The following is an 18531-nucleotide window of genomic DNA, read 5'->3' on the forward strand; positions in this document are numbered from 1 at the left end:
AAATTCATGAAGAAACAACTCAAAGTGCTGGCACTGATGCTGGGCGTTGCAGGTCTGGCCACCTCGGCCGCGCACGCGCAGGACAAGGTCAAGATCGGTTTCATCACCGACATGTCCAGCCTGTACGCGGACGTGGAAGGCAAAAACGGCGCAGTGGCCATTCAGATGGCCATTGACGACTTCGGCGGCAAGGTGCTGGGCATGCCCATCGAACTGATGAGCGCCGACCACCAGAACAAGGCCGACATCGCAGCCTCCAAGGCCCGCGAATGGATCGACACCCAAGGCCTCACCATGGTGTTTGGTGGCACCAATTCGGGCACCGCACTGGCCATCGCCAAGGTGGCAGCCGAGAAGAAGCGCGTCTACATCAACAATGGTGCTGCCAGCTCCGCGCTGACCAACGAACAGTGCTCTCCCTATACCGTGCACTATGCCTACGACACCGTGGCACTGGCCAAGGGAACGGGCTCGGCCATTGTGGATGGCGGCGGCAAGAGCTGGTACTTCCTGACGGCAGACTACGCCTTCGGCCATGCGCTCGAGGCCGACACCACCTCAGTGGTTAAGGCCAAGGGCGGCAATGTGGTGGGTGCAGTTCGCCACCCATTGAACGCGTCCGACTTCTCGTCCTTCCTGCTGCAGGCGCAGAACTCCAAGGCGCAGATCCTGGGTCTGGCCAATGCAGGTGGTGACACCATCAACTCCATTAAGGCCGCCAAAGAGTTCGGCATTGGCAAGAGCATGAAGCTCGCTGGCCTGCTGATCTTCATCTCCGACGTGCACAGCCTGGGCCTGCGCAACACCGAAGGCCTGCAGTTCACCACCAGCTGGTACTGGGACCTGAACGAAGACACCCGCAAGTTCTCGGCCCGCTTCTTCGAGAAGACCAAGCGCATGCCCGGTGAAATTCAAGCGGCAGACTACTCGGCCACCATGAACTACCTCAAGGCCGTGGAAGCAGCCAAGACAGTGGATGCCGACAAGGTCATGGAAACCTGGCGCAAGATGAAGATGAACGACTTCTTTGCTTCGGGTCAGATTCGTCCGGACGGCCGTTATGTGCACGACATGTACCTGATGGAAGTGAAGAAGCCCGCCGAGTCCACCAAGCCCTGGGACTACTACAAGCTGATCAAGAAGCTGCCTGGTGACTCGGTGTTCACCACCAAAGCCGAGAGCAAGTGCCCGCTCTGGAAGTAAACCCCTGAGAGGGCTCACGCCGGCCTGGCTGTCCCTGCGGGGCGCCGGGCCCGGTGTGGTCCTCTGACCTGAACTCTCTCCACCTGCCGCTGCCTCCCATGGAAATCTTTGGTGTCTCATTGCCTGGTTTGTTGAGCCAGCTCCTTCTGGGGCTGGTCAATGGATCGTTTTACGCAATCCTCAGCTTGGGGCTGGCTGTGATCTTTGGCCTGCTCAACGTCATCAACTTCGCGCATGGTGCGCTGTTCATGACCGGGGCGTTGTTGACATGGATGGCCATGAACTACTTCGGCATCAACTACTGGTTGATGCTGGTGCTGGCACCGCTGGTGGTGGGCCTGTTCGGGGTGCTGATAGAGCGCCTGTTGCTGCGCTGGATCTACAAGCTCGACCATCTGTACGGGCTGCTGCTCACGCTGGGCCTCACGCTGCTGATCGAAGGCGTGTTCCGCTCCATCTACGGCGTCTCAGGCCTGGGCTACGACACGCCTGAACTGCTGGAAGGTGCTACCAGCCTGGGCTTCATGATCATGCCCAATTACCGCGCCTGGGTCGTGGTGGCTTCGGTGGTGGTGTGCCTTGCCACCTGGTATGTGATCGAAAAAACCAAGCTCGGTGCCTACCTGCGCGCCGGCACTGAAAACCCGCGTCTGGTCGAGGCCTTCGGCATCAACGTGCCGGTGATGGTGACACTGACCTACGCCTTTGGCGCAGCGCTGGCCGCCTTTGCCGGGGTGTTGGCCGCCCCGGTGTACCAGGTTACGCCGCTCATGGGCCAGAACCTCATCATCGTGGTGTTTGCCGTGGTGGTGATCGGTGGCATGGGCTCCATCATGGGCTCCATCCTCACCGGGCTGGGCCTGGGGATCATCGAAGGTTTCACCAAGGTGTTCTACCCCGAAGCGTCTTCCACCGTGGTGTTTGTCATCATGGTCATCGTTCTTCTCATTCGCCCCGCCGGCCTGTTCGGCAAAGAAAAATAAGGGGCTGCCAGCATGAATCCCAAGAACACTGCCACCATTGGTTACGGCCTGCTGTTGCTGGCCCTCATTGCCGCACCGTTTCTCGGCGCCTACCCGGTCTTTGTGATGAAGCTCATGTGCTTTGCACTGTTTGCTTCAGCGTTCAATCTGCTGCTCGGTTACACCGGCCTGCTGTCTTTCGGCCACGCGGCCTTCCTCGGTGGCGCTGCCTACGTGGCTGGCCACGCCATCAAGGTGTGGGGCCTGACGCCTGAAGTGGGCCTGCTGCTGGGCACCGCCGGGGGGGCGCTGCTGGGCTTGCTGTTTGGCTGGCTGGCCATTCGTCGCCAGGGCATCTACTTCTCCATGATCACACTGGCGCTGGCGCAGATGCTGTTCTTTGCCTGCCTGCAAGCTCCCTTCACGGGCGGTGAAGACGGCCTGCAGGGCGTGCCGCGCGGCAAGCTGTTTGGCGTGATTGATCTCCAAAGCGACCTGGTGATGTACTACGTGGCGCTGGTCATCGTGGTCGCAGCCTTCCTGCTGATCGTGCGCACCATCCATTCGCCTTTTGGCCAGGTGCTCAAGGGCATCAAGGAGAACGAGCCCCGCGCCATCTCGCTGGGCTACGACACACACCGCTTCAAGCTGCTGGCATTTGTGCTGTCGGCCGCGCTGGCTGGCCTTGCTGGCTCTCTCAAGACCCTGGTACTGGGCTTTGCCACGCTGTCCGACGTGCACTGGACGGCGTCGGGCCAGGTCATCTTGATGACGCTGGTGGGGGGGCTGGGCACGTTGTCGGGTCCGCTTATCGGCTCGGCCGTGGTGGTGCTGCTGGAGAACAAGATTGGCGAATTCGGCAACCTGCTGGCCGCACTGACCAGCGTCGAATGGTTCAAGACCTTGGGCGAGTCCGTCACCATGGTCACTGGCCTGATCTTCGTCGTCTGCGTGCTGGCCTTCCGCCGCGGCATCATGGGCGAGATCATCGCCTGGCTGGCACAACGCCGCGCAGGGAACTCCGCCAAGCATTGAGGATGTGACACCGCCCGATCTGGCGGTATCTTTCTGACACCAAGCCGCTGCAGCCTTTAGATGCGCAGCGGCTTTGCATATCCGGTCATCTCCAGGTACCCCCTGCCTACGGGTTGGCCTTTGGCACCCATCAGGTCCGACAGCCCTTCCCAATAGATCGCACCTGTCGATCCGCTGCTGTCCAGCTCCTGGTTGTCCAGTAGCGCGTTCACTGCAAAGGTGCCTGCGGGCGTTTGCACCTGCCATTGCACCGGGTAGCGCGCGCCACTGCGCGGGCTGGTCCACCACCGCAAGGGCGTGAACGCCACAGATTGCGCCCCAAACACCTGCGCCGGCTGCCCGGGCGCCCGCCACGACCCCCCCGCCCATAACGCAGTACCATCAGCCCGCCGCAGTCGGAAGGCGGTCAGCGCGCTGCCGTCGTGCAGGTTCATGCCGATCCAGTCCCACCCTTGGGCCTCGGGGTGCAGCAGTGCCTCGCTCCACTCGTGGTCCATCCAGGCGCGGCCCGTGTCGGGCGTCACCGCCATGCGTTTATTGCCCACCTGCAAGGTTCCGCTGACGGCGAGCTGGGGCTGGCTGTAGTAGTAGCTGGCCTGCTCGGCGTCCGGCCCCTTGCGGGACAGCCCTTGTTGCCCCTGCAGCAGTGCGGGCTGTGTGCTGTCAAACACCAGGTCCAGCCCAAATTCGCTGCCCACGATGTGGGTGGTGTAGCGGCTGGCTGCAAAGTCTGGCTTGCCGCGTGCGGTGTTGCTGCGCTCCAGCGTCCAGTCCTGCAGGCGGATGCGGGTGTCGGCCTCACTGGCTTGCGCCACCCCAAAACCGGCACGCGCAATCCGCTGGTCATGCACCAGCCGCTGGCCGCGCACATCGGTGATGGCGGCGTGTGCAAACAGCAGGTGTTTGGCCGCAAAGGCCGACTGCAGCTGCTGTGTGCCATCTACCCGAGAGCGGAAGAACGTGATCTGAAAACCCCAGGGTTGCCCCTGCGCCTGCACATGACCGGTGATGTACCACCACTCGGTGCGCAGCTCCGGGTGGCTGCCGTGATCGCGTGGAAAGACCAGCGTACGTGCCGGCAAGGCATGCGCGGCAGGGGGCAACCACCCTGCAGCCCCCACGGCCGCCAGGCCCCAGGGCATCTGCTGTGCCAGCCACTGCCGGCGCGTGACCATGGGGCCGGGGACGAGCGGCAAAGAACCTAAGGGCAACGGAGAAGAGGGCATGGTGCGGTGCGTGGCTGGCATCAGCCGATCAGGCCATCCACCTTCTGCTGTGCGGCCGAGCAATCGCCAAACGTGCGGTCTACCCACGCCGTGTCGAAATACGTGGGTAGGTAGCGCTCGCCCGCATCGCACAGCAGCGACAGGATCGAGCCGCGCTCGCCCCGCTCACGCATCTCGCTGGCCAGTGTGAGCATGGCCACAAAGTTGGTACCGGTGGATGGCCCCACGCGCCGCCCCAGCAGCTGCGACAGCGCGCGCATGGCGGCGATGGATTCGCAGTCCGCCACATCCACCATGCGGTCCACGAGCGTGCGGATAAAGCTCGGCTCCACACGCGGGCGGCCAATGCCTTCAATGCGCGATCCTGGTGCCGTCAGCTGGGCATCGCCCGTGCGGTGGTAGGCGCTGAACACCGACCCCGCCGGGTCGGCCACACACACCTGCGTGGCATGGCGCTGGTAGCGCACATAGCGGCCAATGGTCGCACAGGTGCCACCCGTGCCCGCGCCCACCACAATCCAGCGCGGCACAGGGTGCGGCTCGCGCGCCATCTGCGTGAACATGCTCTCGGCAATGTTGTTGTTGCCCCGCCAGTCGGTCGCGCGCTCGGCATAGGTGAACTGGTCCATGTAGTGGCCGCCCGTTTCTTCGGCAATCGCACGGGCTGCGTCGTACACCGCGCCCGCGCTGTCCACAAAGTGGCAACGCCCGCCATGGAACTCGATCTGTGCGATCTTTTCGGGCGAGGTGCTGCGCGGCATCACCGCCACAAACGGCAGCCCCAGCAGGCGTGCAAAGTAGGCCTCGCTCACCGCCGTGGAGCCGCTGGACGACTCGACGATGGTCGAGCCCTCATGCACCCAGCCATTGCACAGCGCGTACAGAAACAGCGACCGCGCCAGTCGGTGCTTCAGGCTGCCCGTGGGGTGGGTGGATTCGTCCTTGAGGTACAGGTCAATGCCATGCGCGGCAAAGGCGGGCAGGCGCAGCGGGATGAGGTGCGTGTCGGCGCTGCGCTGGTAGTCGGCTTCGATGCGGGCGATGGCTTCGTGGAGCCAGGGGGAGGGGAGGGGCATGGGGGCGCTTGTGTGTAGTCACACAATGGTTTCTGCTGCAAGCCAAGAACAGCCGACAGTCAAAAGAGAACATTGACAACCGAGGATGTTTAAAAGCTATGTTCCTCGAATACTCTTGATGAGATTCGCAAGCTGTTCCGCACCATCAAATGTCGAAGGAATACCTTCGCTCTCTGGAACTAGGCTGCTAAAAACGACTGCTTCAAACTTTGCGAGAGTGCTCGGATCATCCTTTTTTATTTTCGCTGAATACTCGGCATAGCTCTGAATAAATTGGCACAACACTATGCGGAGGTCAAGCTGAAGTACCTGGGCCTTTACGGATCTGAACTGGCCTAAGACTACGCGAAAGAAGTAAACCAGCAAGACTTCGATAGTCAGGATAGTAGGGAGCGTGTAGAGAAGCAGTCCTTTTTTCGATTCGATGATTTCCATGTGCGCAAGTACATATCCAATTTGGGCTGCGGGTGGAACGACCATCACCAAAGCAAGTGCCATCAATGACCAAAATGCGATTCTGCGCTCGGTGACCTTCGCCGTTGCCAACTGGCGGAATCCATCCACAAGTCCAACAAAGTTGTAGGAAGACGTTAGTCCTTTTAAACCCTCGCTGAGGGAGTCAACGTGGGCTCGTCTCTGATCCAGTTCTGAGTCCCAATCTTCCTTGAGCTTAGTCGCCGCTTCCACGGTCTGAGAAAACTTACGGAACTCGGCAATAGCAGGATCATTCAGCAGTTTTTTTGCGATTTGCACCGGCATCGCGTATCTTGCGAAAGTAATTTGGTGCCTATCGTTTCCCTTGAACATCTCAAGGTTCTCGTCGACAAAGTTCCCGATCCGCCGGATTTCGAAGCTAGGTTCGGCCGGTTGCGTGAACTCCAGCTCACACAAGAATCGATAGGCTGAAGTGAAGTCGGAAGTGACCGCTTCTGCTTTCTTGTCATGTGGTAGGTCGGGGAAGTCACGTACGGCGCGCATGAAACTATCGCCGATCCACTCAATGTTGACTGCGCAGTACTCGTCAAACTTTGCGGCGTTGGAGATCATCAATTCAATGATCTATAGTAGCAACTTGGCAATCTGAGGTGATTCAGAGAGAGATGCATAGCTTCGCAGCGTTCTGGAATAGTGTCGCAGTGCTTCCAGATTCTCTGGCGTGGAGAAGAAGAGCATTTGAGAGTGTCTCGTCGTAGTTGCTCTGCTGACTATATCGTTCAGATCCCGCAGCTTGAGAGCGCTTGCATATGGGGACGTTTAACGGTTTGGCTTACCTACCAATCCTCCTTCACCGCCATCACCGCATCCCTCCCCGCCGCAGCCCGCCCCGCCAGCCACGCGGTGACCGTGCCAGACACGATCACCGCAGCACACAACCCCAGCAGCCTCCCCCCCGGCACCGCCAGATCCATCGTCCAGTGAAAACTCTGCGGGTTGACCACGTGCACCAGCACTACGGACACGGCCAGCCCCAGCAGTACGCCCGCCGCTGCACCCACCGCGGTCCATGCGGCGCCTTCGCCCGCCACCACGGTCAGGATCTGCCGACGTGTGAGGCCCAGGTGGGCAAGCAGGCCAAACTCCTTGCGGCGGGCCAGCACCTGGGCGCTGAAGCTGGCGGCCACGCCGAACAGGCCGATGCCGATGGCCACGGCCTGCAGCCAGTAGGTGACGGCGAAGCTGCGGTCGAAGATGCGCAGCGAGCGCTCGCGGATGGTGGCGGCGGAGCTGAATTCCACGAGGCCCTCGCCGCTGTCGCCCGTTGCGGCACCCGCCGCATTGGAGGGTTGGCGGCCGGCTTGCGTGGCAGCGAGCGCGCGGATGGACGCCTGCAGGGCCGACACATCGGTGCCCTCGCTGGGCCACAGGGCCAGGTCGCTGGTGCGGGCGTCGCCGGTCAGGCGCAGCCACACGGCGCGGTCCATCACCACGGCGCCGGTTTGTCGGGCATAGTCGCGCCAGATGCCTGCTATGTAAAAGATAGCTGCTGGCGCATGATTCTCTATCGCTTGGGCGCTAAAAGCCTTGGAAAGCGCAGGCCACTCCATGCCGGGGCGCAGGCCGTACAGGTCCACCACGGCCTCGCTGATGTACACGCCGGTGCGGCCAGGGGGCACGGGCAGGGCCTCGCCCACCAGGGGCAGGGTCTGCGCGGGCTCATCGCCCAAGGGGCGGCTTAGCACCGTAAGCGAGGGCAGGGTGGGGGACAGCTGCAGCGGGCTGGCGCGCAGGGGCTGCACGCGGTCCAAGCCCGGCAACTGGCCCACCGCCTCCGCAAAGCCCGCAGGCAGCAACGCGGCCTCACCGCCGCCCGTGCCACCCGCACTGAGGGCCGAGCGCACATACAGCGGCGACGGCAGCACCGCGTCCAGCCACTGTGTGACCGAGCCGCGAAAGCTGGACACCATCACCGTCAGCGCCACGGCCAGGCTCAGCGACGCCACCACGCCGCCCACCGCGATGGCCGCGCTGCCGCGCATGCGCCGCGCGCGCTCCAGCGCCAGCAATGGCAGCGCATAGCGCGCTGCCAGGGGCTGCAGCCACTCCAGCAACCGCGCCATGCCCCAGGGCAGCAGGGCAATGCCGCCCACCAGCAGCAGCGCAATGGCCATGTAAGCGGCCAGTGGAATGCCAAATACGGGTGGAGCGCTAGTGAGCAGTGCCCCGGCAGCTATCAAAATAATACCAATGGTGCCTTTGTCCGCCTGGCTGGCTGCGGCACCAAGGCCTTTCAGGGTCTGGGCGGGGGGCAAGGTCTGCGCGGCGCGGGCAGGCCACCAGCCACCCGCCAACGCGGCTGCCACGCCGAGTGCGCCGTACACCAGCGCGGCGGGGGCGCTCCATTGCAGCGCGGGCCGCACGCCCGCAAAGTAGCCGCCGCCCAGGTCGCCGCCCAGCAGTTGCAACGCCGTGGCTGCCAGCGCGGTGCCCAGGGCAATGCCCAGCACGCTGCCCAGCAGGCCCAAGGCTGCCGACTCTGCCAGCACCAGCGCCAGCCGCTGGCGCGGTGTGGCGCCCAGCACGGCCAGCAACGCAAATTGCGGCCCGCGCTGCGCCACGCTGAGGGCCAGCACCGAGAACACCAAAAACGCCCCGGTGAACAGCGCCACCAGCGCCAGCACCGTCAGGTTGACCCGGTAGGCGCGCGACAGGTTGCTGATGCGCTGGGTGGCATCGCCGGGCTGCGCCAGCACCAGGTTGGCGGGCCAACCGGGCTGCGCGCGCAGTGCGGCCTCCCACGCGGCGCGGTCGGTGCCTGGCTGCAGTTGCAGGTCGATGCGGGTGAGTGCGCCTGCGCGGCCAAACAGGTCTTGCGCGGCGCCAATGTCCATCACAGCCAGCGGCGCGCCGCCGGCGGTCACGGTGCCTGCCACCTGCACGGTGAGCGCTGGCTGCAAGCCCACCTGCAGCGTGAGGCGGGGCGGGGATGACGATGCAGAGGGCGCGGTGGCAGGCAGCCCGAGTGCCTGCAGCGCCGCCGTGTTGAGGAACACCGTGGCGGGTGCGAACAGGGCGAACCGGTCGGCGCTGTCCCAGGGGCGTGGCACCAGCGCTGGGGCTGTGGTGGGCAGCAGCAGTGCATCAGCGCCCAGTACGCGGATGGGAGTGGGAGTGCGGGGGGACTGGGCCTTGGCGCCCGCTGCATTCGCGCCCCCTGTGGTGGCTGCCTGCGCCACGGCCGACAGCTCCAGCAGCGGGCTGGCGCGGGCCACTTGCGGGTCGGTGGCCAGGCGTTCGTATAGCGCCTCGGGCAAGCTGCCCTGCATGGCGCGCAGTTCCAGGTCGGGCTGGCCGTTGACGGCGCGCACAGCCTGCGAGAACTCGTCCAGTGCCGACGCATTGATCACATGCACGGCAAACGCCAGAGCCACACCGAGCATCACGGCCGCCACCGCTGCGGCGCTGCGCCAGGGGTGGTGGCGCAGGTCTTGCCAGGAGAAGGTGCGGAGCAGGGCGAGCATGGCCTGCATTGTGGCCGCAGGGGCCCGGCGCAGCAGCGTTTGATGCATATCAACCTTGCGTTTTGCACCCTCTTGAAGTGCTGAAAGGCTGCGCCTATCTTGGCATCAGGGTCTGCACTCCTGCGCAGGCTCAGTTGTCCGTTTCAACCCCTTTTCAGGAGCCATAACCATGAACTCTCTCGTGAACCGCGGCAGTCTGTTTGATGACTTTTTCAAGGACATTGCCCCCGGCTTTTATGTGCGCCCGCTGCATGGCGACAACCTGCCTTCGCCCAGTCAGATCAAGGTGGATGTGAAGGAAACCGAAAGCGGCTACACGGTGCAGGCCGAAGTGCCCGGCGTGGCCAAGGAGGACATCCATGTCTCGCTCGAAGGCAATGTGGTGAGCCTGCGCGCCGAGGTGCGCCAGCACGATGAAAAGCGCGAGGGCGAAAAGGTGCTGCGCAGCGAGCGCTACTTTGGCGCTGTGGCCCGCAGCTTTCAGCTGCCTGCCGATGTGGACGCCGCGCAGGCCAAGGCCAAGTACGACAACGGCGTGCTGACGCTGACTTTGCCCAAGAAGGTGAACAAGGCGGCGCAGCGGCTGAACATCGAGTAAGCGCGGCTCACACAACCCTTCTGGCGTTGTTGCTGCGTCTTGTCGTACTAAAAGTACTGCCTGCGACGCAGCGCCTAGCCAGAACCGCTGCGCTGGGTTGTGTGATCCGCTTCAAGTCTTCGCGCGGCCTCCGCTGAGCGCGCGCGAGGCCTAACCGGCGATGCCGCTGGCCGTGAGGCGCAGCACCCGATCGGCCCGTGCGGCGGCAGCGTCGGAATGGGTGACCAGCACCAGCGATGCGCCGTGCTCGCGCGTCTGGGCCAGCAGCAGGTCCATCACGCGCGTGGCGGTGGTGGGGTCGAGGTTGCCGGTGGGCTCGTCGGCCAGCAGCAGGGCGGGGCGGTGCACCAGCGCGCGGGCGATGGCCACACGCTGCAGCTGGCCGCCGCTGAGCTGCTGCGGCAGCCGTGTACCCAACCCTTCCAGGCCCACGGCGGCCAGCATGTGCTGCACGCGGGCCACATCGCTTTGGCCCAGCAGCATCAGCGGCAGGGCCACGTTCTGCGCGACGTCCAGGTGCGGCAACACGTGGAAGGCCTGGAACACAAAACCCACCTGCGCGCGGCGCCACAGGGCGCGGGCAGTGTCGTCCAGCTGGCCCAGGTCGGTGGTGCCGTGGGTAATGCTGCCGGTGTCCCAGGTGTCGAGTCCCGCCAGGCAGTTGAGCAACGTGGACTTGCCCACACCCGAATCGCCCACGATGGCCACAAACTCGCCCGGCGCCACGGCGAACTGCACGTTGGCAAACACCGGCGTGCTGCCGTAGTGCTTGCCCAGGTTCTGCACACGCAGCAGCGTCATGGTGTGCGCTGCTCCAGGCGCTTCAGCACGGCCTGCACCAGGTGGGCCACGGCATGGGGCTGGTCGCAGGCGATGGCGTGGCGCTGCGGCATGCTGCGCAGCCAGGTGATCTGGCGCTTGGCCAGCTGGCGCGTGGCGGCAATGCCGCGCTCGCGCAGGAAGGCGGTGTTCAATGGCGTGCCTGCGGGGCGGCTGGCCTGGAAGTCCAGCTCCTCCCACACCTGCCGGTAGCCCACGCAGCGCATGGAGGGCAGGTCGGGGTGCAGGTCGCCGCGTGCGCGCAGGGCCGTTACCTCGTCAATGAAGCCACCGGCCAGCATGGCGTCAAAGCGCTGGGCAATGCGCTCGTGCAACCAGGCCCGGTTGTCGGGTTCCAGGGAAAAGAGTGCGCTGGCGCCGGTGTTGTTTGTGTTGTCTGCTACTTTTTTGATAGTGTGAAAGCTCGACAGCGGCTGGCCTGAGACATGCCACACCTCCAGCGCGCGCTGGATGCGCTGGCTGTCACCGGGGGCCAGGCGTGCGGCCGTTACCGGGTCTACGCGGGCCAGCTCGGCGTGCAGGGCGGGCCAGCCTTGCTCGGCCGCCTGGGCTTCGATCTTGGCGCGCACCTCCGGGTCGGCAGCGGGCATGTCGTCGATGCCATCAAACAGCGCCTTGAAGTACAGCATGGTGCCGCCCACCAGCAGCGGCAGTGCGCCGCGCGCGCGGATCTCGGCGATGAGCCGGGTGGCGTCTTGCACAAACTCGGCGGCGCTGTAGGCCTGCAGCGGGTCGCGGATGTCGATGAGGTGGTGCGGCACCGCAGCGCGCTCGTCGGGCGTGGGCTTGGCGGTGCCAATGTCCATGCTCCGGTACACCAGGGCCGAGTCCACGCTGATGATCTCGACCGGCCGGCCCTGCTTGCCCAGCACGGCAGCCAGCGCCAGCGCGCCGGCCGTCTTGCCGGATGCGGTGGGGCCTGCCAGAGCGATGGTGGGGAGGGTGTCAGGCGTGCTCACGGGGCGCTCCAAACTTCTGCACCAGGGTCCACGAGATCACGGCCAGTGCTACCGACCAGAACCAGATGCCATTGACCAGCGGCCACACCGTGCCATCGAGCCGCATACCCAGCCAGCCGCCGATGGCAAACGCCGCCAGCATCATCATGAAACCGTTCAACGCCGATGCCACGCCGGCCGCCTTGGGGAAGGGGCCCACCGCACCGCTTTGCCCGCAGGGCTGGTGGATGCCATGCCCCACCATGAACAGGTAGAACGGCAGCGTCAGCGCCCAGGGCTGGTGCCAGCCCATCCAGGCCACCAGCGCCATCAGCGTGCCGCCCCCGGCGCTCAAGGCCCCGGCAATGGCCACCGTGCGCTGCAAGCCAAAGCGTGCCAGCAGAGCGCGGCACACGAAGGTGCCCCCAAAGTAGGCCACGCAGGCCGAGGCCATGACCCAGCCGTACATGGTGCGCGTGAGGCCCAGCACATCGATGTAAACGAACGAGGACGACGCCAGAAACGTGAACAGGCCGCCGTAGGTGGCGGTGGTCTGCAGCGAAAACGCCCAGAAGGTGGGGTTGCGCAGCACGTGCAGCCAAGTGCCCACCAGCGCACGGGGCTGCAGGGCCTGCGGGTTGCGGTGGGCCAGGGTCTCGGGCAAGCGCAAGGCCACCAGCGCCAGCGTGACCACGGCATACACCGTGAGGGCCAGCAGCGCAGCGCGCCAGCCCAGCCATTCACTCAGCAGGCCCCCCATGGGCGCGCAGATACAGGCCACGACGCCGAGCCCCGTCAGCGCCTTGGACATGGCGCGGGCTCCCTCCAGTGGGGTGTACAGGTCGCGCACGATGGCACGCGCGCACATCACCACGGCGCCCATGGCAGCCCCTTGGGCGATGCGCCATAGGATGAGCAGCCCCATGGTCGGCGCAAAGGCGCTGCCCAGCGAGGCCACGGTGTAGATAGTGAGCCCTGCCAGCAGGATGGGGCGGCGGCCAAAGCGGTCAGACAGCGGGCCCCACACCATTTGCGAGCAACCGAACGCCAGCAACAGCCCGCTGAGCGTGAGCTGCGCGGCCGCCATGGGGGCGCCCAGGCTGCGGGTGAGCGCGGGCAGGGCGGGCAGGTACAGGTCGGTGGTGACGGGCTGGATGGACAGCAGCAGGGCCAGCACCAGAATGGCCAGGCCGGGACGGATCGAGACAGGGGCGGCCGCAGACGCTGCGGTGGCGGAGGGGGCAGACATATCTGTCTGAGCGTACCAGAAGGGGTGGGCGCGCCGCTGGCAGGTTGATTGCCGTGGGCCCGTGAGAACTTGCGCAGATTTGTGTATGACAAAGGTCGCACCGGTGACATCCTGGCGAGCGCGGGGCGAAGCACCATGGCGGCGCGGTGGCTGGCGGACCGACTGGCCTTGGACGCTGTTCTGAGGGGTGCCGCGCCCAGATGCTGCACAACACTACATAACGAGGAGACAAGACATGCAAAAGATCCACAGCGCCTCTGTGGCGTACCCCCATACCTCCTCAGTGCGCTCTGCACCGCCCCGGCGTTCTAGTACAGCCGCTGCTACGCTGTGGCAAACTGCCTGCGCCGTGGCGGCGTTGGGTGTGGCCTTGGCGGGCCCAGCCCAGGCGCAGGCCCCGGCATTGCCTGCGCCCGAAACGGTGACGCTGGACAAGCTGGGCTACATGAGCACCTTCCCGCCCGAGGGGGCGCAGCGGGTGGACCTGAGCAACTCGTACAAATACCCGCAGCTGCGCTGGGCCGTGCAGCACCTGCGCGAGCTGCAGCCCACGCGCAATATCCGCAGGGGGGGTGCCGCGCCCTCGGCCCTGCCCGCCGACCCGCGACCACTGGGCACTGTGGCATTCGATGACGACAAGGGCCAGCCCATCACGGTGGACCAATGGTTCACCCGCACCTACACCGATGCCCTGGTGGTGATGCACAAGGGCCGCGTGGTGTACGAGCGCTACGACAACCAGATGAAGCCCTACACGCCGCATCTGCTGTTCTCGGTCACCAAATCGTTCACCGGGCTCATGGCGGCGCAGCTGGTGCACGAGGGCAAGATCGACCCCGAGGCGCTGGTGACCAAGTACGTGCCCGAGCTGGCAGAGTCGGCCTGGGGCGACATGAAGGTGCGCGATGTGATGGACATGACGGGCGCCGTGCGCTTCCGCGAGGTCTACACCGACCCGACCACCGAGATCTTTGGCTACAGCTGGTCCAGCGGCCTGCTGCCCCGTCCGCCGGGCTACCAGGGGCCGACCAACGTGTACGACTTCCTCAAGACGCTCAAGAAGGAAGGCGAACACGGCGCCGGGTTTGTGTACCGCACCGTACATTCGGAGGTGCTGGGCTGGATCGTGTCGCGCGCTACCGGCAAACACTGGGCGGAGCTGATGAGCGACAACATCTGGCAAAAGCTGGACACCGAGGAAGACGCCCATGTGATGGTGGACAGCGTGGGTACGCCCCTGCAGGGCGCAGGCCTTAACGCCACGGCGCGCGACCTGGCGCGGTTTGGCGAGATGCTGCGCCTGGGCGGCAGCTTCAACGGCCAGAAGATTTTTGACAAGGCCGTGATCGACGACACCGCCAAGGGCGGTGACCGCGAGAAGTTCAAGATGGGGGGCATGGCCTTTCGGCCCGGTTACAGCTACCGCAACCAGTGGTGGGTGCTGCACAACGCCGATGGTGCCTACGAGGCTGCGGGCATCCACGGCCAGTTCATCCATGTGAACCCTGCCGCCGAGATGGTGGTGGTCAAGCTGTCGTCCCACCCTGTGGCGGGGGCAGGCTTTACGCACCCGCTTACCCTCAAGGCCTGGGCGGCGCTGGCGCAGGCGGTGCGCCGCTGACGATACGCCTACTTCAGGTGAAACAGCGAGGCCACGGCCTCGCGGTACTGCCGCTGCCCCACAGAGTTGGTGTTGTGGTGTGAGCCGCCTTCCACCAGCACAAACTGCTTGGGCTCCCGCGCTGCCTCGTACAGCTGGCGGCCCAGCGTGGGGCGGATCAGGCTGTCGTCGCTGCCATGCACCACCAGCAGCGGCGAGCCGATGTCGGCCACCTTGCGGATGGATTCAAACCGCTGCGTGATGAGCGGCGACACCGGCAGCCAGCCCCACTTGAAGGTGCTGACCACGTCGGGAATGCTGGTGAAGGTGCCTTCGACGATGGTGCCCTGCTCGTCGGGCACCTGGCGCGCCAGGTCGATGGCAATGGCACCGCCCAGCGAGTGGCCGAAGATGTAGCGGGGCTTGCCCGGTTGCTGAGCGGCCAACCAATCCCAGGCGGCGCGGGCGTCTTCGACGGCCGTGGCCTCCGACGGCAGGCCCGCGCTGCTGCGGCCAAAACCCCGGTAATCGATGGCCAGTACCGAGAAGCCCAGCTCCTGCATGCGCCGGATGCGGCCCGACGAGCCCGCCACGTTCCAGCGCGCGCCGTGCAGGTACAGCAGCACCGGCGCGCTGGCCTTGCCATGGGGCAGCCACAGGCCGTGCAGGCGCTCGGCCTTGCTGCTGGTGTCAGAGGTGAAGTCAATCCACACGTCCTGCATGCCTTCGGTGGACTGCGCGCCGCCCCAGCTGCGGTCGCTGGGCTGGAAGATCCATTCGCGCTGCTTGGCGTCGAGCGTGGCGCAACCGACGCTCACGGCCACAACCACTGCGAGGGACACAAGGAGGGGGGCTCTTTTCATCATCCAGCAGATTCTGGCCGAGGCACAAAAGTTCGGTGAGGCTGGGGATACCGCAGGAAGCAGCTGGCAGTCGGGTAACAGGCGGCGTTGCCGAGCGCTGGCTCGGCACCGTCGCTACCCACTGTTACGACAACCGGGAGGCCGACTGCATCGGCGAGGACGTGTCGATGGAAAGATCCCCCGCATCCTGCGTGGTCACGCCCGCCGCCAGGCGCACACGCAGCGCCAGGTCGGTGCGTGAATCCGCGTTGTGCAGCGCCTCGTCCAGTGCGATGCGGCCGTCGGTGTAGAGCTGGTACAGCGCCTGGTCAAAGGTGCACATGCCGATCTCGGTGCTGTGGCCCATGGCCTCCTTGATGCCCGAGAACTCGCCCTTGGCGATCAAATCGGCGATGTAGGGCGAGTTGAGCATCACCTCCACCGCAGGGACCAGTTTTTCGTGCAGGCCGGGGATGAGGCGCTGCGAGATCACGCCGGCCAGGTTCAGGCTCAGATCCATCAGCAGCTGGTGGTGGGCGTCCTCGGGGAAGAAGTTGATGACCCGCTCCATCGCCTGGTTGGCGTTGTTGGCGTGCAGCGTGGACAGGCACAGGTGGCCGGTCTCGGCATAGGCAATGGCCTGCTTCATGGTGTTGCGGTCGCGGATCTCGCCGATCATGATCACGTCCGGCGCCTCGCGCAGCGCGTTTTTCAGGGCTTCTTCGTACGACTGCGTGTCGATGCCCACCTCGCGCTGGTCCACCACCGAGCGCTTGTGCGCGTGCAGGAATTCGAGCGGGTCTTCGATGGTGAGGATGTGGCCCGTCACGTTCTCGTTGCGGTAGTTGATCATCGACGCCAGCGTGGTTGATTTGCCCGAGCCGGTGGCGCCGGTCACCAGCACCAGGCCGCGCTTGCGCAGCACCAGCTTTTCCAGCACCTGGGGCAGGCCCAGCGCGGCCAGCGGCGGGATCTTGTTCTTGATGTAGCGCACCACCATGCCGGTTTCGCCGCGCTGCACAAAAACGTTGACCCGAAAGCGCCCCAGGTTCTCGGCCGAGATCGACAGGTTCATCTCCTGCTTGGCCTCGAACTCGCCGATCTGCTTTTCATTCATCACCGAGTAGGCCAATTGCTTGACCTGGCCTGGCAGCAAGGCAGGCATCTTCAACGGGTGCGTAACCCCTTCGATCTTGAGATTGACCGGCGCACCGACACTGAAGAAAAGGTCCGAGCCTCCCTTTTCGACCATGACGTTCAAGAAGCTGAAGATTTCCATGGCGGACTCCCGAAAGTGTGCGTATTTGTTTCCAGGTGCAGCATAGCCTGCACTGCCCTGAGCACCAAAAACAAAGGGGCCGAAGCCCCAGTGATTTGCTGTGTGAACAGGCTCTTGGAACGCAAACACGTTCCAAGGCCCGGCCCTTCCCCCTACACCACGCCCTGCGCCAGCATGGCGTCGGCCACCTTCACAAAGCCGGCGATGTTGGCGCCGTCGATGTAGCTCACGCTTCCGTCAGCCCGCTTGCCGTAGTGCAGGCAGGCTGCGTGGATGCCCTGCATGATCTGCAGCAGGCGGGCGTCCACCTCTTCGCGCGGCCAGGACAGGCGGGCCGCGTTCTGGCTCATCTCCAGGCCAGATGTGGCCACGCCACCCGCGTTGCTGGCCTTGCCGGGCGCATACAGTACGCCTGCGGCTTCAAAGGCCTTGGCCGCTTCGATGGTCGAGGGCATGTTGGCACCTTCGGCCACGCATAGCACACCGTTTTGGATGAGCAGCTTGGCGTCGTTGGCGTCCAGCTCGTTTTGCGTGGCGCAGGGCAGGGCCACATCCACCTTCACATGCCAGGGGCGGACACCAGGCCCGAACTTCACACCCGTGCGAGAGGCGTAGTCGCTGACGCGGCCGTACAGGTGGTTTTTCACGTCCATCAGGATGGCGAGTTTTTCGGGGGTGAAGCCGTCTTCGTCCACCACCGTGCCGCTGGAGTCCGACACCGTCACCACCTTCGCGCCCAGTTCCATCGCCTTTTGCACCGCGTATTGCGCCACGTTGCCCGAGCCCGACACCGACACGCGCAGGCCGTCAAACGAGCGGCCCCGGGTCTTGAGCATCTCTTGCGCGAAGTACACGGTGCCATAGCCCGTGGCTTCGGGGCGGATCAGCGAGCCGCCGAACGACAGGCCCTTGCCGGTGAACACGCTGGCCGCGTTGTTGGCCAACTTCTTGTACATGCCCGCCATGAAACCCACCTCACGGCCGCCCACGCCGATGTCGCCGGCGGGCACATCGGTGTCCGGGCCCACATGGCGGTACAGCTCGGTCACGAACGCCTGGCAAAAGCGCATGACTTCGCCAGGGCTCTTGCCCTTGGGGTCGAAGTCGGAACCGCCTTTGCCACCACCCATGGGCAGCGTGGTCAATGCGTTCTTGAAGGTCTGCTCAAACGCCAGGAACTTGAGCACCGACAGGTTGACCGACGGGTGAAAGCGCAGGCCGCCCTTGTAGGGACCAATGGCCATACTGTGCTGGATGCGGTAGCCGCGGTTGACCTGCACGGTGCCATGGTCGTCCACCCAGGACACGCGAAACATCACGACGCGCTCGGGCTCCACCAGCCGCTCCAGCAGGCCGTGCTCGGCATAGCGCGGGTGCTGCGCGATGAACGGCCACAGGCTTTCCATCACTTCGGTGACAGCTTGCAGAAATTCCGGCTGGCCGGGATTGCGGAGCGCCACGTGGGAAAGGAAGCTTTCGGCGGTCGCGTGTTTCATGGTTCAAAGGGCTTTCAGCATTAAAGGGTCAACAACATCGAAGGCAGCAACGCACCGGTTTGGCGCGCTGCAACATCGAATTATGTCCAAAAGTTATACGTTCATGCCGATGTCTATGCACAATGGTGGGGAATGTGGTCCGGGTATTTGCCACATGTTGGTGCGTTTGGTGCGCGGTCTGGCCGTCATGCGTTTGCAAAACACGGGTCATGGCCTTGTCACATGCCG

The 18531-nt window shown here is 64.6% G+C and carries 15 protein-coding genes; 5 read left to right on the plus strand and 10 right to left on the minus strand.

All coding sequences use genetic code 11. The features are described from left to right. Positions 1–6 precede the first annotated feature (6 nt). The 3 genes from C8C99_RS22140 (at position 7) to C8C99_RS22150 (ending at position 3200) form a co-directional block, all read left to right on the plus strand. Entirely contained in the window at positions 7–1203 is a 1197-nt protein-coding gene (locus tag C8C99_RS22140) for an ABC transporter substrate-binding protein (protein ID WP_056646032.1), read from the plus strand. 98 nt (positions 1204–1301) lie between these two features. After that, entirely contained in the window at positions 1302–2186 is an 885-nt protein-coding gene (locus C8C99_RS22145; RefSeq protein WP_056646029.1) for a branched-chain amino acid ABC transporter permease, read from the plus strand. A 12-nt stretch (positions 2187–2198) separates the two neighbouring features. Then, on the plus strand, positions 2199–3200 hold the full coding sequence (locus tag C8C99_RS22150) for a branched-chain amino acid ABC transporter permease (RefSeq protein WP_056646026.1): 1002 nt from the start codon (positions 2199–2201) through the stop codon (positions 3198–3200). A gap of 56 nt (positions 3201–3256) precedes the next feature. Here the strand turns inward: C8C99_RS22150 and C8C99_RS22155 are convergent, their stop codons facing one another. The 4 genes from C8C99_RS22155 to C8C99_RS22170 form a co-directional block, all read right to left on the minus strand. Continuing rightward, positions 3257–4426, minus strand: coding sequence for a lipocalin-like domain-containing protein (locus C8C99_RS22155; RefSeq protein ID WP_199226481.1), 1170 nt, complete (start codon positions 4424–4426; stop codon positions 3257–3259). A gap of 20 nt (positions 4427–4446) precedes the next feature. Further along, positions 4447–5502, minus strand: coding sequence for a PLP-dependent cysteine synthase family protein (locus tag C8C99_RS22160; RefSeq protein WP_056646022.1), 1056 nt, complete (start codon positions 5500–5502; stop codon positions 4447–4449). A gap of 96 nt (positions 5503–5598) precedes the next feature. After that, positions 5599–6549: a hypothetical protein gene (locus tag C8C99_RS22165; RefSeq protein ID WP_056646019.1), complete on the minus strand. Its 951-nt coding sequence runs from the start codon at positions 6547–6549 to the stop codon at positions 5599–5601. A gap of 224 nt (positions 6550–6773) precedes the next feature. Further along, a complete protein-coding gene (locus C8C99_RS22170; RefSeq protein ID WP_108626900.1) occupies positions 6774–9470 on the minus strand; it encodes an ABC transporter permease in 2697 nt (898 codons plus the stop codon). 160 nt (positions 9471–9630) lie between these two features. Between C8C99_RS22170 and C8C99_RS22175 the strand changes: the two genes are divergently transcribed. Further along, positions 9631–10059 carry an Hsp20/alpha crystallin family protein gene (locus tag C8C99_RS22175; protein WP_056640077.1) on the plus strand — a complete coding sequence of 143 codons (429 nt, stop codon included), beginning with the start codon at positions 9631–9633 and terminating at the stop codon, positions 10057–10059. Positions 10060–10209: 150 nt separating this feature from the next. On the opposite strand, the gene C8C99_RS22180 is transcribed toward C8C99_RS22175, so the two are convergent. Genes C8C99_RS22180 through C8C99_RS22190 form a run of 3 tightly spaced genes read right to left on the minus strand, consistent with a single transcriptional unit; the run spans position 10210 to position 13086 of the window. Further along, positions 10210–10860, minus strand: a complete 651-nt coding sequence (locus C8C99_RS22180; protein ID WP_056640074.1) for an ABC transporter ATP-binding protein — start codon at positions 10858–10860, stop codon at positions 10210–10212. Continuing rightward, a complete protein-coding gene (gene miaA / locus C8C99_RS22185) occupies positions 10857–11858 on the minus strand; it encodes a tRNA (adenosine(37)-N6)-dimethylallyltransferase MiaA (protein WP_056640071.1) in 1002 nt (333 codons plus the stop codon). The genes C8C99_RS22180 and miaA overlap by 4 nt, the downstream gene beginning before the upstream one ends. Continuing rightward, entirely contained in the window at positions 11845–13086 is a 1242-nt protein-coding gene (locus C8C99_RS22190) for a multidrug effflux MFS transporter (protein ID WP_056640069.1), read from the minus strand. Before C8C99_RS22190 ends, miaA begins: the two co-directional genes overlap by 14 nt. Positions 13087–13321: 235 nt before the next feature. Between C8C99_RS22190 and C8C99_RS22195 the strand changes: the two genes are divergently transcribed. Then, positions 13322–14707, plus strand: coding sequence for a serine hydrolase (locus tag C8C99_RS22195; protein ID WP_108626901.1), 1386 nt, complete (start codon positions 13322–13324; stop codon positions 14705–14707). Positions 14708–14715: 8 nt separating this feature from the next. On the opposite strand, the gene C8C99_RS22200 is transcribed toward C8C99_RS22195, so the two are convergent. The 3 genes from C8C99_RS22200 to gdhA form a co-directional block, all read right to left on the minus strand. Then, positions 14716–15549 carry an alpha/beta hydrolase gene (locus C8C99_RS22200; protein ID WP_108627274.1) on the minus strand — a complete coding sequence of 278 codons (834 nt, stop codon included), beginning with the start codon at positions 15547–15549 and terminating at the stop codon, positions 14716–14718. Positions 15550–15673: 124 nt separating this feature from the next. Then, complete coding sequence (locus C8C99_RS22205) at positions 15674–16807, minus strand: PilT/PilU family type 4a pilus ATPase (protein WP_056640066.1); 1134 nt, start codon at positions 16805–16807, stop codon at positions 15674–15676. A 152-nt stretch (positions 16808–16959) separates the two neighbouring features. Next, positions 16960–18303 carry an NADP-specific glutamate dehydrogenase gene (gene gdhA / locus C8C99_RS22210; protein ID WP_056640063.1) on the minus strand — a complete coding sequence of 448 codons (1344 nt, stop codon included), beginning with the start codon at positions 18301–18303 and terminating at the stop codon, positions 16960–16962. Positions 18304–18531 lie beyond the last annotated feature (228 nt).

It is taken from the genome of Acidovorax sp. 107 (assembly GCF_003058055.1).
Taxonomy (GTDB): domain Bacteria; phylum Pseudomonadota; class Gammaproteobacteria; order Burkholderiales; family Burkholderiaceae_C; genus Acidovorax.

Excerpts from the sequence above, each read along its gene's own strand:
- C8C99_RS22140 (WP_056646032.1), top strand. The coding sequence starts at position 7 with ATGAAGAAACAACTCAAAGTGCTGGCACTGATGCTGGGCGTTGCAGGT.
- C8C99_RS22145 (WP_056646029.1), top strand. The coding sequence starts at position 1,302 with ATGGAAATCTTTGGTGTCTCATTGCCTGGTTTGTTGAGCCAGCTCCTT.
- C8C99_RS22150 (WP_056646026.1), top strand. The coding sequence starts at position 2,199 with ATGAATCCCAAGAACACTGCCACCATTGGTTACGGCCTGCTGTTGCTG.
- C8C99_RS22155 (WP_199226481.1), bottom strand. The coding sequence starts at position 4,426 with ATGCCCTCTTCTCCGTTGCCCTTAGGTTCTTTGCCGCTCGTCCCCGGC.
- C8C99_RS22160 (WP_056646022.1), bottom strand. The coding sequence starts at position 5,502 with ATGCCCCTCCCCTCCCCCTGGCTCCACGAAGCCATCGCCCGCATCGAA.
- C8C99_RS22165 (WP_056646019.1), bottom strand. The coding sequence starts at position 6,549 with ATGATCTCCAACGCCGCAAAGTTTGACGAGTACTGCGCAGTCAACATT.
- C8C99_RS22170 (WP_108626900.1), bottom strand. The coding sequence starts at position 9,470 with ATGCAGGCCATGCTCGCCCTGCTCCGCACCTTCTCCTGGCAAGACCTG.
- C8C99_RS22175 (WP_056640077.1), top strand. The coding sequence starts at position 9,631 with ATGAACTCTCTCGTGAACCGCGGCAGTCTGTTTGATGACTTTTTCAAG.
- C8C99_RS22180 (WP_056640074.1), bottom strand. The coding sequence starts at position 10,860 with ATGACGCTGCTGCGTGTGCAGAACCTGGGCAAGCACTACGGCAGCACG.
- C8C99_RS22190 (WP_056640069.1), bottom strand. The coding sequence starts at position 13,086 with ATGTCTGCCCCCTCCGCCACCGCAGCGTCTGCGGCCGCCCCTGTCTCG.
- C8C99_RS22195 (WP_108626901.1), top strand. The coding sequence starts at position 13,322 with ATGCAAAAGATCCACAGCGCCTCTGTGGCGTACCCCCATACCTCCTCA.
- C8C99_RS22200 (WP_108627274.1), bottom strand. The coding sequence starts at position 15,549 with ATGAAAAGAGCCCCCCTCCTTGTGTCCCTCGCAGTGGTTGTGGCCGTG.
- C8C99_RS22205 (WP_056640066.1), bottom strand. The coding sequence starts at position 16,807 with ATGGAAATCTTCAGCTTCTTGAACGTCATGGTCGAAAAGGGAGGCTCG.
- gdhA (WP_056640063.1), bottom strand. The coding sequence starts at position 18,303 with ATGAAACACGCGACCGCCGAAAGCTTCCTTTCCCACGTGGCGCTCCGC.